Annotated in this window: 14 protein-coding genes; 5 read left to right on the top strand and 9 right to left on the bottom strand. The window is 71.1% G+C overall.

Features of this window, described 5'->3' with window-relative positions; genetic code table 11:
- Positions 1-101 precede the first annotated feature (101 nt).
- From P8S73_RS08460 to P8S73_RS08445, 4 genes are all read right to left on the bottom strand, one after another.
- Entirely contained in the window at positions 102-881 is a 780-nt protein-coding gene (locus tag P8S73_RS08460) for a putative hydro-lyase (protein WP_019310781.1), read from the bottom strand.
- Positions 882-910: 29 nt separating this feature from the next.
- Complete coding sequence (locus P8S73_RS08455; RefSeq protein ID WP_039102135.1) at positions 911-2119, bottom strand: NRAMP family divalent metal transporter; 1209 nt, start codon at positions 2117-2119, stop codon at positions 911-913.
- A gap of 293 nt (positions 2120-2412) precedes the next feature.
- A complete protein-coding gene (locus P8S73_RS08450; RefSeq protein ID WP_082019331.1) occupies positions 2413-3159 on the bottom strand; it encodes a DUF4870 domain-containing protein in 747 nt (248 codons plus the stop codon).
- 62 nt (positions 3160-3221) lie between these two features.
- Complete coding sequence (locus P8S73_RS08445) at positions 3222-4796, bottom strand: DUF3533 domain-containing protein (protein WP_039102116.1); 1575 nt, start codon at positions 4794-4796, stop codon at positions 3222-3224.
- A gap of 248 nt (positions 4797-5044) precedes the next feature.
- On the opposite strand from P8S73_RS08445, the gene P8S73_RS08440 reads away from it, so the two are divergent.
- Positions 5045-5587, top strand: coding sequence for a TetR/AcrR family transcriptional regulator (locus P8S73_RS08440; protein WP_396350335.1), 543 nt, complete (start codon positions 5045-5047; stop codon positions 5585-5587).
- Positions 5588-5757: 170 nt separating this feature from the next.
- On the opposite strand, the gene P8S73_RS08435 is transcribed toward P8S73_RS08440, so the two are convergent.
- From P8S73_RS08435 to P8S73_RS08425, 3 genes are all read right to left on the bottom strand, one after another.
- A complete protein-coding gene (locus tag P8S73_RS08435; protein WP_059281568.1) occupies positions 5758-6420 on the bottom strand; it encodes a CPBP family intramembrane glutamic endopeptidase in 663 nt (220 codons plus the stop codon).
- A gap of 105 nt (positions 6421-6525) precedes the next feature.
- Positions 6526-7983 carry a tryptophan-rich sensory protein gene (locus tag P8S73_RS08430; RefSeq protein WP_019310787.1) on the bottom strand — a complete coding sequence of 486 codons (1458 nt, stop codon included), beginning with the start codon at positions 7981-7983 and terminating at the stop codon, positions 6526-6528.
- 138 nt (positions 7984-8121) lie between these two features.
- Positions 8122-8577: an Lrp/AsnC family transcriptional regulator gene (locus tag P8S73_RS08425; protein ID WP_019310788.1), complete on the bottom strand. Its 456-nt coding sequence runs from the start codon at positions 8575-8577 to the stop codon at positions 8122-8124.
- 432 nt (positions 8578-9009) lie between these two features.
- On the opposite strand from P8S73_RS08425, the gene P8S73_RS08420 reads away from it, so the two are divergent.
- The 3 genes from P8S73_RS08420 to P8S73_RS08410 are packed head-to-tail and all read left to right on the top strand — an operon-like array spanning position 9010 to position 12770.
- The gene (locus P8S73_RS08420; protein WP_019310789.1) at positions 9010-10212 is read left to right on the top strand and encodes a thiamine pyrophosphate-dependent dehydrogenase E1 component subunit alpha; all 1203 of its coding nucleotides are present in this window, start codon (positions 9010-9012) and stop codon (positions 10210-10212) included.
- On the top strand, positions 10212-11222 hold the full coding sequence (locus P8S73_RS08415) for an alpha-ketoacid dehydrogenase subunit beta (RefSeq protein ID WP_019310790.1): 1011 nt from the start codon (positions 10212-10214) through the stop codon (positions 11220-11222). Before P8S73_RS08420 ends, P8S73_RS08415 begins: the two co-directional genes overlap by 1 nt.
- 3 nt (positions 11223-11225) lie before the next feature.
- The gene (locus P8S73_RS08410; RefSeq protein WP_019310791.1) at positions 11226-12770 is read left to right on the top strand and encodes a dihydrolipoamide acetyltransferase family protein; all 1545 of its coding nucleotides are present in this window, start codon (positions 11226-11228) and stop codon (positions 12768-12770) included.
- 109 nt (positions 12771-12879) lie between these two features.
- On the opposite strand, the gene P8S73_RS08405 is transcribed toward P8S73_RS08410, so the two are convergent.
- Entirely contained in the window at positions 12880-13977 is a 1098-nt protein-coding gene (locus tag P8S73_RS08405) for a hypothetical protein (RefSeq protein ID WP_019310792.1), read from the bottom strand.
- A gap of 39 nt (positions 13978-14016) precedes the next feature.
- Positions 14017-14640, bottom strand: a complete 624-nt coding sequence (locus tag P8S73_RS08400; protein WP_047978916.1) for a LysE/ArgO family amino acid transporter — start codon at positions 14638-14640, stop codon at positions 14017-14019.
- Positions 14641-14762: 122 nt separating this feature from the next.
- Between P8S73_RS08400 and P8S73_RS08395 the strand changes: the two genes are divergently transcribed.
- Positions 14763-15377 carry a malonic semialdehyde reductase gene (locus tag P8S73_RS08395; RefSeq protein WP_191550624.1) on the top strand — a complete coding sequence of 205 codons (615 nt, stop codon included), beginning with the start codon at positions 14763-14765 and terminating at the stop codon, positions 15375-15377.
- Positions 15378-15395 lie beyond the last annotated feature (18 nt).

Here is a 15395-nt window from a genome sequence, read left to right as displayed (position 1 = left end):
CCGGTCGGGGCTGCTGTCGGTGTGCCCCGCAGAGATGTGCCCCGCAGAGTGGACCACCCCGGGGGTGAGCCAGGGCACGGTCCCCTCGCCTCCGCGCCCCGTCAGGGCACCTGGTAGTCGGCGTCCCGGGCGTCGGTGACGAGCATGTGACCCGGGGCGTGGGTGATCGCGAACGGCGGAGCCGACTCCATCACCGCAGCCTGCGGAGTGACCCCGCACGCCCAGAACACGGGGAGCTCGCCGGGGGCGATCCGCACGGCGTCGCCGAAGTCCGGTGACCCCAGGTCCGCGATCCCCAGCGCCCCGGGGTTCCCCACCTGCACGGGCGCGCCGTGGACGGCCGGGTAGCGGGAGGTGATCCGCACGGCGTCCGCCACCTGTGCCGCCGGGACCGGCCGCATGGACACCACGAGCGGCCCGGACAGCCGCCCCGCCGGCTCGCAACGCCGCGAGGTGCGGTACATCGGGACGTTGGCACCCTGGTCGATGTGGGCCAGGCGGATGCCGTGCGCCTGCAGCGCGTCCTCGAACGTGAACGAGCAGCCCAGCATGAGCGTGACCAGGTCCTCCCGCCAGTACGGGGTGATGTCCGTGGGGCGGTCCACCTCCACGCCGTTCTCGTAGACCACGTACTGCGGCACGTCCGTGCGAATGTCCCCGCCGGCCAGCAACGGACCCGTGGTCTCCCCCGCGTCCAGGACACCCAGCACGGGGCACGGCTTGGGGTTGCGCTGCGCGAAGAGCAGCACGTCGAACGCCAGCTCCCGCGGCACGATCACGAGGTTCGCCTGGGCGTGGCCCGGGGCCATGCCCGCGGTGGGGCGCACGAGTCCCGCTCGGAAGCGCTCCCGAGCCTGGGCGGGGGTCAGCGTGGTCTCCATCAGTGCGCGCCCTGTCCTGTCCGGGGGTCTCAGGCCCAGAGCTTGGAGAGCCCGGCCAGGGAGTTGACGGCGAGGAACACGGAGAGCACCCACGCGATCAGACCCACGACCAGCAGCCACCCGGGATAGCGGTAGCCCTGCAGCAGGTCCCGGCGGCGCCAGCCCACCCACAGCAGGATCGCGAAGCCGAACGGGAGGATGAGGCCGTTGAACGCGCCCGCGAAGACCAGCAGCGTCTGCGGGGCCTGGCCCAGCACCAGGTAGATCACTCCGCACGCCAGGATGAAGCCCACCGTGAGCAGGTTGCGCGTGCGGGGGCTGCCCGTGGAGGAGGTGACGAAGGAGATGGAGGTGAACGCGGCGCCGATCACGGAGGTCAGGGCGGCGGCCCAGAGCACCACTCCGAAGATCCGCACGCCGATTTCCCCGGCGGCGGCCCGGAAGGCGTCCGCGGCCATGTTGTCCCCGGCCAGCGCCACGCCGCTCGCGACCACCCCGAAGATCGCCAGGAACAGCAGAACGCGCATGACGCACGTGACCAGGATGCCCAGCACGGACGTGCGGGTGATCTCACGGACGCTGTCCACTCCGGTGACGCCGGAGTCGATCATGCGGTGGGCGCCGGAGTACGTGATGTACCCGCCCACGGTGCCGCCGATGAGCGTGGTGATGACCAGGAAGTCCACTTCCCCCGGCATCACGGTGTTCTTGAGCGCCTCACCCACCGGGGGTGCCGCCACGATGGCCACGTACAGCATCATGAGGATCATGACGGCGCCCAGCGCCACCACGATCCGGTCCAGGGCGAGGCCCGCGCGCTTGGACAGGAAGACCAGGATGGCGATCACGGCCGAGATGGCCCCGCCGAGCTTGGGATCCATGCCCAGCATGGCATTGAGTCCCAGCCCGGTTCCCGCGATGTTGCCGATGTTGAACACCGCACCACCGAGGAAAACGAGCGCGGCCAGGACGTACCCGGCTCCGGGGAGCACCTGGTTGGCCAGCTCCTGGGCCCGCATGCCCGAGACGCCGATGACCCGCCACACGTTCAGCTGCACGGCGATGTCCACCAGGATGGACACCAGGATCGCAAAGGCGAACGCGGCGCCCAGCTGCACCGTGAACACCGTGGTCTGGGTGATGAATCCCGGGCCGATCGCGCTGGTGGCCATGAGGAACATGGCACCCAGCAGGGCGCTGCGGTGACCGGAGTTCTTGGGGGCACCCTGCGCGGCCATGGCACCCGGGGCCGTCGTCTCGAGGTCGGGGTGCGACACGGAGTCGCGGTGGGGCGCGGAGTCGTGCGGCACGGGGTCGTGCGGCTGTGGTGAGGCAGAGGCCATGGATCCATCCCTGGGTCGGTGTGAGCAGAGCCACACGGCGGCTGACCACTGCACACTACAGGTTGTTCAACAATCTGCCCAGTGCCAGACCCACCACACGCACGAACCGCCCGGGGAAGCCATGAGGCTTCCCCGGGCGGTTCGAGGGGAACGGGCCGCGGGCGCTCGGAGCGGGCGGCGCGGTGGGATCAGCGCAGGATGGGCAGCTGCATGGGGTACCGGTAGGCCTTGCCGCCCCCGGCCTTGACCGCCGCGATGATGTGGAACACGAACAGCATGATCCAGTACGCCGCGATCAGCAGGAAGCCGAGCGGGGACAGCACCACCGTGAACACGCAGATCCAGCCGATCAGGTTGAGCAGCCACAGGGACACGTTGAAGTTGAACGCCCCCGCCGCGGCCTGGCGCAGGAACGGGCTCTTGTCCTTGTAGATGAACCAGACGATCAGCGGACCCAGGAAGCTCAGCCAGCCCACGGAGATGATCGCGGCGATCGGGCTGGACAGGTGGGTCAGCACCGCCACGGTCTTCTCGTCGTCCTGAGGGCCGCGGGCGCCCGCGGGGTACCCGCCCGGCTGCTGGGCGTAGCGGGGGTCGCCCTGGTAGCCACCGGGGTTCTGCGCGTACCCCTGGTGCGGTGCGTACGGAGCGCCCCCGGCGTTCTGCGCGTAGCGGGGATCACCCTGGGGCCGCCCCTGGCCGCCGGGGTTCTGCGCGTAGCGGGGCTCGCCCTGCGGCTGTCCGCCCTGCGGCTGCGAGTAGCGCGGGGCACCCTGGTTCGGAATGTACCCCTGCTGGCCCTGGTGCTGCGTCCAACCCTGCTCGCCGGCGCCGCGGGCGTCGGCCGAACCCGGCTCACGCGGGGCCGAAGCATGCTCGCCACCGGTGGCTCCGGAACGGTAGTCGGGGCGCGGCTGCTGCGGTTCGTTGCTCATCTGGTCTCCATCGGTGTCGTTGCAAGGGCCTGCGTGGCCGACGTCCTGTGTGTGCTCCCAGCCTATTCTGACGCACCGATCGGGACGGAGGGGTTATCCGCACTCTTGGGGAGGGGTTTCTCCGAGGGGGCCACCGCGGCGTCGGCACTGTGCTTGGCCGGGCCGTCGGCACCGCGCAGCCCCACCCGCTTGTCGTACGCCCAGCCGCCGAGCAGACCCACCAGGAGGGCGACCACCAGCATGATGGACAGCCCGATCACGCCCGTGGTCAGGCCCGCCTCCGGGATCGCGTCGAAGAACAGCGCGGAGCGCACGGACGTGAAGATGTGGTGCAGCGGCTCGAACGGGGCGATGGCCCGGAAGAAGCCCGGCACGGCCTCGAGCGGCACCACGGCGCCCGCGGAGGGCAGGCCCATGAACACCAGGTACACGAGGCACAGGAGCATGCCCACGCTGCCGCCCACGGAGATCAGTGCCAGCACGATCGCGGAGACCGTGGACATCGCGAGCCACCCGAGCAGGAACACCAGGAAGCCGTGGGGCACGGGCATGCCCACGGCGGAGGCCACCCACATCATCAGCGCGGACGCGGGCAGGGCGGCCACCACGAAGGTCAGCCACTTCATGAGGAAGCCCACCGGACGGGGCAGCACCGCGCGGGGGTAGTCCTTGAAGAAGGGGCCCATCTCGAAGGGCGCCATGCCCATCCGGCCGTCCATGAGCAGGTTCAGCGCCACGGAGCCGGAGAAGCCCACCACCAGGAGCAGGATGGAGTAGTAGAACGCGCTCATGCCCAGGGCGGTGCCGTCCGGGAGGTCGTTGTAGGCCTTGGACACCATGTTCACGGGGTCCTTGAGGGTGTCCTTGGCCACCGAGCTGACGGTGGGGGCGAGTTCCTTGGCGATCTGCTCGGCGGAGCCCTCCTGGGACTTCTGCACCTGCTGCGCGAACTGCTGCACCTCGGGGCCACCCTGGGCGGCCTGGCGGGAGAGCTGCTCGGACTGCTGCTTCTGGCTCTGCTGCAGCTGCTGCAGCACCATGTTGTAGGCCGCGTCCTCGGCGGGAGCCACGGACTCCGTGAGCTGCTCGCCGAGCGCCTTGCTGGCCTCCTGCACCCCGGGCTCGACGGCGCCCGTGGCCAGTCGAGTGCCCAGGGAGCCGGCCTGCGGATCGGTGTAGACCGTGACCTCGGGGCGGGCGGCGTTGCCCTCGGTGAGGGAGCCCTCGATCAGGCTCACGGTGTCCTCGGAGAAGCTCTCGGGGACCACCACGGCCGCGTAGAGCTCACCGCGGTCCAGCTGCTCCTTGGCCTCGTCCATGCTCAGCTCGCGCAGGTCGATCTTGTCGTCCTCCGCGGCCTTGTCCACGAACTCGCTCACGAGGTCCGTGCCCAGGTTCTCCTGGGTGGTCTTGCCGTTGGCCTGGGGCACCTCAGCGCCCTTGTCCTGGTTGATCACGGCAATGGGGAACTCCTTGAAGTTCTTGTCGGGGCTGGACAGCCCGCCCAGGTACAGGGCGGTGCCGATCACCCCCACCGCGATGATGGCGAGCATGGGCAGCAGCCAGAACCCGAACTGGCCGAACGGCCGGCCGAGTCGGGCCCGGAACGAGTGGGCGGGTGCGTGTTTGGGTGTCACCGGTTTCTCCTGGCACAGGGGGATACACGAATGTATTGGGATTCGTGAACACGATACACTGATGTATCGAGAAGGGAAGACGAACCGAGGGACACGTGAGCAACCAGACAGAAGAACCCGCCGCACCCACTGCCGGTCTCGGGAGGGGCGGGCAGCCCCTCGGGAGTGACACTGCCACACCCGAGGCCGCGCCGGACAGACGTTCCCGCAGTGCTACGCGGCTCAAACTGATCCGCTCCGCCCCGGCCGTGTTCGCCCAGCAGGGCATCGACGGCGCCTCCGTGAACGACCTGTGCGCGGCCGCCGGGTTCACGCGCGGGGCCTTCTACTCCAACTTCGAGTCCAAGCGGGAGCTCGCAATCCTCGCGTTCGACGACCTCGCAGCCCAGCTGGAGGAGACCCTGGGGTCGCAGCTGGACCACTGGCTGGGCTCGGGCCTGGACGTGGACCAGGTGGTGACCCGCATCATCGAGGGCGTCACGGACCAGGTGGCGAACGTGAACCAGCAGGCCCTGCGGGTGGAGCTGTCCATCGCGGCGTTCCGCTCGCCGGAGGTGCGCGAGCGCATGGCCCCCATCCGGGAGCGGGTGTACCGGGCCATCGAGCAGGCGCTCGTGCGGGTGGCCGCCACCCAGCACCTCGAGTTCACCGTGCCCCCGGGGGACGTGGCCCGCATGCTGCTCACCAGCTACTCCGGCCAGCTCACGGACCACATGGCCATGGGCGGCACGGGGCGCGGCGCCCAGCAGGTCATCCCCACCATGTGGTTGGCCTTCACCCGCCCCGCCTGAGCGCGGCCGCCCCGCACCACGCCCCGGGGACGACGCCGCCGGGCCACCTCGATCGGCCAGGCGCGGTCCCGGCGCGGGGCGGGTCCCACCGTGCGTTGGGAGGGGCGAGGGCCGCACCCACCGCAGACCGGCCGCGAGCGCGGCCCCCGGACGTGCGGCGTCGTGGTGGCTCAGACCACGTAGGGCAGCACGAAGAGCATGGTCAGGGACCAGATCAGGTGCGTGACGATGCCGGGGACGAGCGAGCGGGTGCGCTCGCGCAGGTAGCCCACGAACGCACCGAGCGCGGCGGCCGCGAGGGCGAGCAGCGGGATGCCCGCGAGCGAGGTCACGGCTGTGTAGGCGATGGTGGTCACGAGGATCCGCCGGCCCCGTGGCAGGATCCGCCAGAGCGCCCCGCGGTAGTAGACCTCTTCGGCCACACCGTTGACCGCGGTGGTGAGGGCCACCATGACCAGGCTTCCCACCCGGGCGTGGTTGAGCAGCTCGTGCACCGGTTCGCTCAGGAACGGGATGAAGCGGACCATGAAACCGCCGGCGATGAACACCACCGCGAGCACCACACCCCCCACCACCGCGTCCCGCATGCCCCGCGGGGTGACCCGCCAGGGCAGGCGTTCGCCCGTCATGCGGATCGCGATCGAGCTGCCCGCGATGTACACGCCGGCCAGGATGAAGGTGGCGGGGTAGAACCACGGGTCTCCCGCGGGAATGCGCAGCGACCACGCGAGGCACGCGGCCGCGACCAGGCCGGTGCCGATGACCACCCAGACCGTGCGCTTGCGCGTGGCCGCCGTGGTGTCCCCGTAGGGGCTGACCCGATGTTCCGTCACCGAGGTTCCTTTCCGCCCGGCGGTGCGATCCGTCGGGGATGTTCGAGACCCGCCGCCCGGGACTGCCCGGGCCCGTGCGGGCCGCGCGGCAGACCGGGCCGCGGGCTACTTGCGGCGCGGGTTCAGCACGCTGATGGTGGTGGAGAGCACGGAGGCGAACGCGGTCCACCCGGCGTAGGGACTCAGGACCACACCCTTCTCCGGGGACACCTTGGCGCTGCGGCGCACCAGGTCCGCGCTGCTCACCGCGAGCAGCACGGACTCCACGGCCGCGGCCCGCAGCTTCTTGCGGTGGAAGAACAGGATGCTCCACCCGGCGTTGAGCGCCAGGTTCACGCCGAGCGCGGCGATGTAGGCCCGCTGCTCGTCCGTGCGGCCCTCCTCCCCCAGGTCCGCGATGGACAGCGAACCCATGGCGGCGATGTCCGCGTAGAGCGCGGTCCACGCCACGGGGAACGCCCAGCCCGGGGGCTGGAAGCGCGGCTTGCGCAGCTTCTCGTACCACGTCGACCCGGGGTCGCTCGCGAGCGTGCCCACCACTGCCGTGGCCGCGACGGCCGCCGAGGTCGAGAGGAAGACCCGCCGCCAGCGGTTGAGGTCCAGGTCCGTGACCGCGGCGCGCACCGCGTCCGCGAAGGGGGTGTGCCCGCCCGGGGGTGCCCCGATGTAGTCGTCCAGGTCCCGCTCGTGGATCACGGTGTCGTGCTGCAGGCTGCCCACCAGGGGCCGGGCCAGCTTGGTGTCGATGGGTGTCACGAGCCCGATCCAGTTGGCCGCGAGCTCCGCGGTGGTCACGGGGGCGGTGATCATGAACCGCGGGCCCTTGCCCACGGCGCGGGAGTACTGGTCCAGCATGTCCGCGTACTCGATGGCCTCGGGCCCGCCCACGTCGAACGTGCGGTTCACGTCCGCGGGCAGGTCCGCCGCTCCCACCAGGTAGTGCACCACGTCCGCCACGGCAATGGGCTGGATGCGGTTGCGCACCCACCGGGGGGCGATGGCACCGGGCAGCCGCTCCGCGAGGTGGCGGATCATGATGAAGGACGAGGACTCGTCCCCGATCACCACGCCGGTCTGCAGTGCCGCGGTGGGCACCCCGGAGTCCATGAGCGCCCGGCCCACCTCCACGCGGGAGCGCAGGTGGTCGGAGAGCTGGTCCACGGGCTCGTCGTCCGGGTGCAGCCCGCCCAGGTACACGATGCGCTGCACGTGGGCGTCGTGCGCGGCGGTGCCGAAGGTCTCGGCCATCTCCACTTCCTCGCGCACGAAGTCGTCCGAGTCCCCCATGGAGTGCAGCAGGTACCACGCGACGTCCACGTCCTGCAGGGCGCGTGCGACGTCCGCGGCCTCGGAGGCATTGCCCTCCACCACCTCGGCCTCACCGGGGCCGGCGGAGCGGCCCTCGGCGACGACGCTGTCCCCCCAGGGCAGGTTGCGGACCTTCTCGGCGCTGCGGCTCAGCAGGCGCACCCGCCAGCCGCGGCGCAGCAGCTCCTGGGCCACCTGGCCGCCGATGTAGCCCGTGGCGCCCGTGACGAGTGCCAGCCGTGCGTTCTCACTCATGTGTCGTCCCCGCATCGTCCGTGTCGTGGCCGGGTGGGTGACCCGGAGGCGGTGCCGCACCGCCGTTGTCGGTGCCAGTATGTCAGCGTGCTGAGGGGCTGGGCCACGGACTCCGCTCAGGGCGAGACACCCCCGGGCTCAGCCACCCACGTCCACGTCCTCGAAGATCAGGAACGTCTGGGTGTCCACCACCTCGGGCATGGGCTGGATGCGCTCGAAGATCACGTCCCGCAGCTCCCCCGTGCCCCGGGCGCGCACGAGCAGCATCACGTCGAACGTGCCACCCACGAGCGCCACGTGCTGCACCTGCGGGATGCGGCGCAGCTTGGGCCCCAGGGTGTCCCACGTGTTCTGCTTCAGGCGCAGCGTCACGTAGGCGGAGGCCTCCAGGCCCGCCTTGGCGGGGTCGATCACCGCGGTGTAGCGCAGCACCACGCCCTGCTCGTGCAGCCGGCGGATGCGCTCGTACGCGTGGGCGCGGGAGATGTGCACCGTGGCCGCGAGCGCGGTCACGGACTGCCGCGCGTCCCGCGTGAGCTCGTCCAGGATCCGCCGGTCCGTCTCGTCCAGTTCCACGCGCTTGCTCTGCGCCACCCGCTCCACCTTTCCCGCCGTCTGCGGACCCTGCCCTGTCACGGCGACGCCGCCGGGCGGCACCCTGCGCCGTCGCCCCTTCCGCGGCCCGCGCCGCAGCACCCGCCGACGACGCCGCACCACCCGTTCCCGGGGCCGCTCGCGTCGGCCCGCCGCCGGTCCACCCACCGCGCCGACAGTGCGGCCGCGTGGCTCGGACGTGACGAGTGTGACGTGCAAGACATTTCCGCATGGCGCCCGTCACTCACGAGCAATTCGTCCACGGGAAACCCCTTCGGGGAGTCTACCGTCCACGGATTCCCCCCGGTGTGGAGACGGAGTGCCCCGATTGCCCATACTGACCGGACGACGTGTCCGACGCGTTGCCGCTCGATCCTGCCCGCGGCCGTCGCGGCACCACCGAGTTCCACCCAGAGAAGAAAGGGACGCACCATGAGCGAGCCCATCCCCGCCGGTGGCGAGTCCGCCACCCGGGAGCCCACCCCGCCCGTGAATCCGGCGGTGGAGGCCTCCAAGAACTTCGGGATCACGCCCGAGCAGTACATGCTGCCCGCCAGCAAGGAGATCCGTCTGCTCAACCCGGACGGCACCGCCGTCCCCGAGTCCGAGCAGGGCCAGGAGCCCGGCCACGAGTACCCCATGCCGGACACCGAGCGGTTGCTCAACGCCTACGAGAAGCTCGTGGTGGGCCGTCGCATCAACGACCAGAACATGGCGCTGGTGCGCCAGGGCCGCATGGCCGTGTACCCGTCCAGCCACGGCCAGGAGGCGTGCCAGGTGGCCGCCGCCCTGTGCCTCGAGGACGACGACTGGCTGTTCCCCACCTATCGCGACTCCGTGGCCGTGATGTCCCGCGGTGTGGATCCGCTGGAGGTCATGAGCACCTACCGCGGTGACTGGCACGGCGGCTACGACCCCAAGCAGTACAAGGTCTCCATCCAGGCCACCCCGCTCACCACACAGCTGCTGCACGCCGTGGGCGTGGCCCACGCCGCCAAGCTGCGCGGCGAGAACACGGTGACGCTGGCCATGTGCGGTGACGGGGCGACGTCGGAGGGGGACTTCCACGAGGCCCTGAACTTCGCCGCCGTGTTCCAGCTGCCCGTGCTGTTCCTGGTGCAGAACAACGGCTACGCGATCTCCGTGCCGCTGTCCTCGCAGACCCGCGCGCCGTCCCTGGCCCACAAGGGCGTGGGCTACGGCATGGCCAGTGAGCGCGTGGACGGTAACGACCTCGCGGCCATGCTCTCCGTCCTGGGGCGTGGCATCGAGCTGTGCCGCCAGGGCGGCGGCCCGCTGCTCGTGGAGGCCATGACCTACCGCATGCAGGCGCACACCAACGCGGACGACGACACCCGCTACCGCGAGCGCGACGAGGTCAGCGAGTGGGTGGCCAAGGACCCGATCACCCGCATGCAGCGCTACCTTCAGGACCAGGGCGCGCTGGACGAGGACGTCACCGGCAAGATCTCCGAGCACGCCGAGGCCATGGCCAAGCGGCTGCGCGAGGCGATGTCCTCCAAGCCGGAGCTGGACCCGCAGGACCTGTTCCGCTTCGTGTACCACGAACCCACCACCCAGCTGCGCGAGCAGGGCGCCCAGCTCGCGGACGAGCTCTCCCGAGAGGAGGCGTGATGAGCGCTTCGAAAACCAGTTTCGCCAAGGCGCTGAACACCGCACTCGCGGACGCCATGGAGGCCTCCCGGGAGGTCGTGGTCTTCGGTGAGGACGTGGGCACCCTCGGTGGCGTCTTCCGCATCACCGACGGCCTGACCGCGCGCTTCGGCCGCGAGCGCTGCTTCGACACGCCGCTCGCGGAGTCCGGGATCATCGGCACCGCGGTGGGCATGGCCATGAACGGCATGCGCCCCGTGGCCGAGATGCAGTTCGACGCATTCGCGTACCCCGCGTTCGAGCAGGTGGCCTCCCACGTGGCCAAGATGCACAACCGCACCCGGGGCAAGCTGAGCATGCCCCTGGTCATCCGCATCCCCTACGGCGGCGGCGTGGGCGGCGTGGAGCACCACTGCGACTCCTCCGAGTCCTACTACGCGCACACCCCCGGGCTGAAGGTCTTCACCCCGGCGTCCGTGACGGACGCGTACGTGATGCTGCGCGAGGCCATCGACTCCCCGGACCCCGTGGTGTTCTTCGAGCCCAAGCGGCTCTACTGGTCCACCGCGCAGGTGGACCTGGAGGAGCTGCGCGAGCAGTACGAGAACGGGAACCTGCCCACGCGCGAGGGCCACGCCGTCATCGCCCGTGAGGGATCCGACGCAACCCTGATCTCCTACGGCCCGTCCGTGCCGGTGTGCCTGGCCGCGGCCGAGGATGCCGCGAAGGACGGGATGTCCGTGGAGGTCATCGACCTCGGCTCCGTGGTCCCCTACGACGACGAGACCGTGGCCGCCTCCGTGCGCCGCACCGGGCGCGCCGTGGTGGTGGCCGAGTCCCAGGGCTTCGCGTCCGTGGCCTCGGAGATCGCCGCACGCACCCAGGAGCGCTGCTTCCACTCGCTCGCCGCGCCGGTGCTGCGGGTCACGGGATTCGACATCCCCTACCCCTCGCCGTCCTTCGAGCACCACCACATCCCGAGTTCCGAGCGCATCCTGGACGCGCTGGACGACCTGCAGTGGGAGGACTGACCCGTGAGCATCAATGTGTTCAACCTGCCCGACCTGGGCGAAGGGCTCACCGAGGCGGACATCCTCCGCTGGCTCGTGGCCGAGGGTGACACCGTCACCATGGACCAGCCCATCGTGGAGGTGGAGACCGCCAAGTCCGCCGTGGAGGTGCCCACCCCGTTCGAGGGCGTGGTCCACAAGCTGCACGGCGCGGAGGGCGACACCATGCTGGTGGACCAGCCGCTGATCTCCATCTCCGACGGCGTGGAGTCCCCCGAGGCCCCCGCCGGCTCCGGGACGGACGCGGACGCTCCCGGCGCCGAGCACGGCGCGAGCTACCGCGAGGAGGAGCTCGCGGGCACCACGCCCTCGGCCGAGCTGTCCGTGGACGAGGCCGATCCCACCGCTGGCGAGGACGAGGAGTCCTCCGGCAACGTGCTGATCGGCTACGGCACCTCCGCCGCGTCCTCCTCCCGCCGACGCCGCCGCAAGCGCGGTGCCGGTGCCGACGCCGCCGTGCAGGCCCACGAGGCGCTCGCCGAGGCGCCGCGGCTGGCTCCCACCGTGATCTCTCCGCTCGTGCGCAAGCTCGCCCGGGAGCACGGCGTGGACGTCGCAGCCCTGCAGGGCAGCGGTCCCGGTGGTCTGATCATGCGCAAGGACGTCCTCGCGGCCATCGAGCAGGTGGACGACCAGCGGATGCGCGCCGACGCCGCCGGGCCGGCCCCCACGGGTCTGTCCGCCGCGGAGCCCGCGGCCCCCGCCCCCGCCGGCCTGGCCGCCACGGGAGGTGCGGCACCCCAGGGTGGCGCCGCGGCGGCGTCGTCCCCGGCGGCCGCCGGGACCGACTCCCGCACCGGGCTGCCGATCGCGTCGCAGGAGCCCGTCAAGGGTGTGCGCAAGACCATTGCGGACGCCCTGACCCGCTCCCGCACGGAGATCCCCGAGGCCACCGTGTGGGTGGACGTGGACGCCACCGAGCTGCTGAAGCTGCGCTCCGAGCTCAAGGCCAAGGACCCGGAGAACACGCCCAGCCTGCTCGCGCTGATCGCCCGGTTCACCGTGGCCGGGCTGCGGAAGTTCCCGCAGCTCAACGCGCGCGTGGACACCGCCGAGGACGGCTCCCGGACCATCACGCGCCTGCAGGGCGTGAACCTGGGCCTCGCCGTGGAGTCCGAGCGCGGACTCATGGTGCCGAACCTGCGCAACGCGGACCAGCTCAGCGCCATGGAGCTGACCGGCGCCATGCGGGAGATCATCGAGGTGGCCCGCTCCGGCAAGGCCAGCCCGGCCCAGCTGAGCGGATCCACGTTCACGCTGAACAACTACGGCGTGTTCGGCACGGACGGCGCCACCCCGATCATCAACCACCCCGAGGCCGCGATCCTGGGCATCGGGCGGATCATCGACAAACCGTGGGTGGTGGACGGTGAACTGGCCGTCCGCAAGGTCACCACCGTGACCATCGCGTTCGACCACCGCGTGTGCGACGGCGGCGCGGCGGGCGGCTTCATCCGCTTCGTGGCGGACTGCATCGAGAACCCGGTGCGGGCTCTCACGCAGATCTGACCCGTTCGGGTCCCTGGGGACATCGACCGCGCACCGGCCACCGGTTCGCGCGGAGGGGACCACGACGGCGCTCGGGCTTCGGCCCGGGCGCCGTCGCCGTTCGTGGAGTTCAGCGCTGGGGGGAGCCCAGTTCACGCTCGGCCCACGCGCGCAGGCGCTCCACCAGGGCCGGGGGCAGGTCCCCGCCGGCCATGGCGTGCTCGGAGCGTGTACGGGCGGTGCCCATCATGCGTTCGACGGCGCGTACGGAGCCGGAACGCTCGAGCAGCTCGTGGGCGTGAGCGGCGTCGTCGTCCGTGAGAGTGCCCGCCGCAGCGCGCTCGCACAGGGAGCGCCACGCGGGGCCGTGGGGGCCGGAGGCCACGAACGTGCCCAGCACCGTGGGGCGGTCCGCGCGCAGCAGCTCACGCGCGCCGTGGCCACGGTCCGTGTGCCCGGCCAGGCGCAGCTCTCGCGCGAGACCGTGGGCCATGCCCAGGGCGCGGCCGGTGTCCGCCAGGGCGTTGACGTGCGCGGTGGGGGCGCCGCCCAGCACAGCACCCGCCCGCAGCGGTGCCTCGTAGCAGGGCACTGCGCTGCCGATCCGCAGGGCCTCCAGCACCTCGCCGTGCCCGACCGTGGCGGCGCGCTGGGTGAGCTCGCCCAGGATTCGCTCCCCCGCCGCGGCGTGGAAAACCGAGTGGTCCAGGATCTCCAGGAGCTTGATCAGCCGGGACTCCGGCGCGTGGGACGTGGCCACCATGCGGTAGGCGGCGGCCAGGGCGATCTCGCTGGCGAGGGAGGTGTCGTGGACGGAGTCCTCGGAGGTCGCCGCAGCGTCGTCGTGCTCGTCCGCACCAGGCTGAGGGGACTGCACGGTTGCGTCGCCCGGGGACGCCGCATCGATCGCCGTTCCGGGGCTCACCCCCTCACCGCGCAGCAGCAGGGCGGTGTTGAGCAATTCGAAGCCCGCCGCCACGGCGTTGAGCACCGGGCGGGTGGGACGTGCGGGGTAGGCCTCCACCGCGGCCATCACGAAGTCCTGCTGCAGGCCCTCCGCGGCGTAGGCGACCTCCGCAACCCGGGCCCACACGCGCTCGTAGCCGGGGCTGAGGTCCGCGGCCCGGCGCCGGGAGTGCTCCAGGAACCCGCGCACCGCAGTGGCGGGGGTGAACTCCTGGGACCTGCGCCCGGTCCCGCTGCTGGTGTACGAGGAGGTGGGCGTCATGAGTCCATTTCAGCACACGTCGCAAGCGCCGACGCCGGGTCAGACGGCGGGCATCAGCGCGAGCTGCACCGCGATGAACAGCATCACCAGGCCCACTCCCACGTCCACGATCCGCCATGTCAGCGGGGTGTTCAGCACGTGGGACAACGCCCGGGCCCCGGCGCCGAGCGCCGTGAACCAGATGACCGATCCCGTGAACGCGCCCGCCGCGAAGATCCACCGCTGCTCTCCGTGCTGGTTGGCCAGGTTGCCCAGGATCAAGACCGCATCCAGGTAGGCGTGAGGGTTGAGCCACGTGAAGGCGAGCGTCGCCAGGACGACCCCGCGCAGCGAACCCGCTCCGCTGCCCGCGGCCTCCATGGTCTGGGGTTTCAGCGCGGACCTGAAGGACATCACCGCGAACACCACGAGGTACACGACTCCCGCCCAGCGGAAGGCGTTGATGAGCCACGGCACCTGCTCGACGAGCACCCCGATCCCCGCCGTGCCCAGCCCGATGAGGAAGATGTCCGAGACGATGCAGATGGCCACCACCACGCCCACGTGCTCGCGGCGGATGCCCTGCCGCAGCACGAAGGCGTTCTGGGCGCCGATGGCCACGATCAGGGCCAGGCCGGTCACCAGCCCGGGAAGGAACGCAGAAGTCACCCGGACAAGGTACATCCCTGGCGTGACGTCCCCGACATTCGGACCGCGCCGGAGAGCATCAACGGTATGCTTTCCCCAGAAACGATTTCGCCGGGCGGTACGACGCCGCCCGCGCGCCCCTGCGTGGAAGGACACCCATGAGCACTCCCGCCCTCGAGCAGCTCGCCCTCGACATCACCACCGAGGACGCCGACCGCCTGTTCACCACGGCCCGCACCGCCAGCCACTTCACGGACGAGCCCGTGACCGCGGAGCAGAGGCACACCATCTACGAGCTCACCAAGATGGGCCCCACGGCCTTCAACTCCCAGCCCCTGCGCATCACGTGGGTGGAGTCACTCGAGGCCCGCGAGCGCCTGGTGCAGCACATGAACGGTGGCAACCAGGAGAAGACCCGCAAGGCTCCACTGACCGCCATCCTGTCCTTCGACGAGAACTGGCACACCCGCTTCCCGGAGTTCCTCCCCGCGGCCCCGCAGCTGCAAGGCATGTACGACGAGAACGCCGAGCTGCGCATGTCCAGCGGCACCGCCAACGCGCACATCCAGGTGGGCTACTTCATCATCGCGGCCCGCGCCGCCGGGCTGGCCGTGGGCCCGATGACCGGATTCGACGCTCCCGCCGTGGACCGGGAGTTCTTCGAGGGCACGGGCAAGCGCTCCATCGTGGTGGTCAACCTGGGCCGCCCCCAGGCACCGAGCTACGAGCGCAACCCGCGCTTCGCCGTGGAGGACGTCACCGAGACGATCTGAGACGCCACGACGCCGCCG

This window comes from Kocuria sp. ChxB (assembly GCF_044359605.1).
GTDB classification, from domain to species: Bacteria; Actinomycetota; Actinomycetes; order Actinomycetales; family Micrococcaceae; genus Kocuria; species Kocuria rhizophila.
Note: the sequence above shows the minus strand (reverse complement) of the source record. Positions and strands in the feature narration are given on the sequence as shown.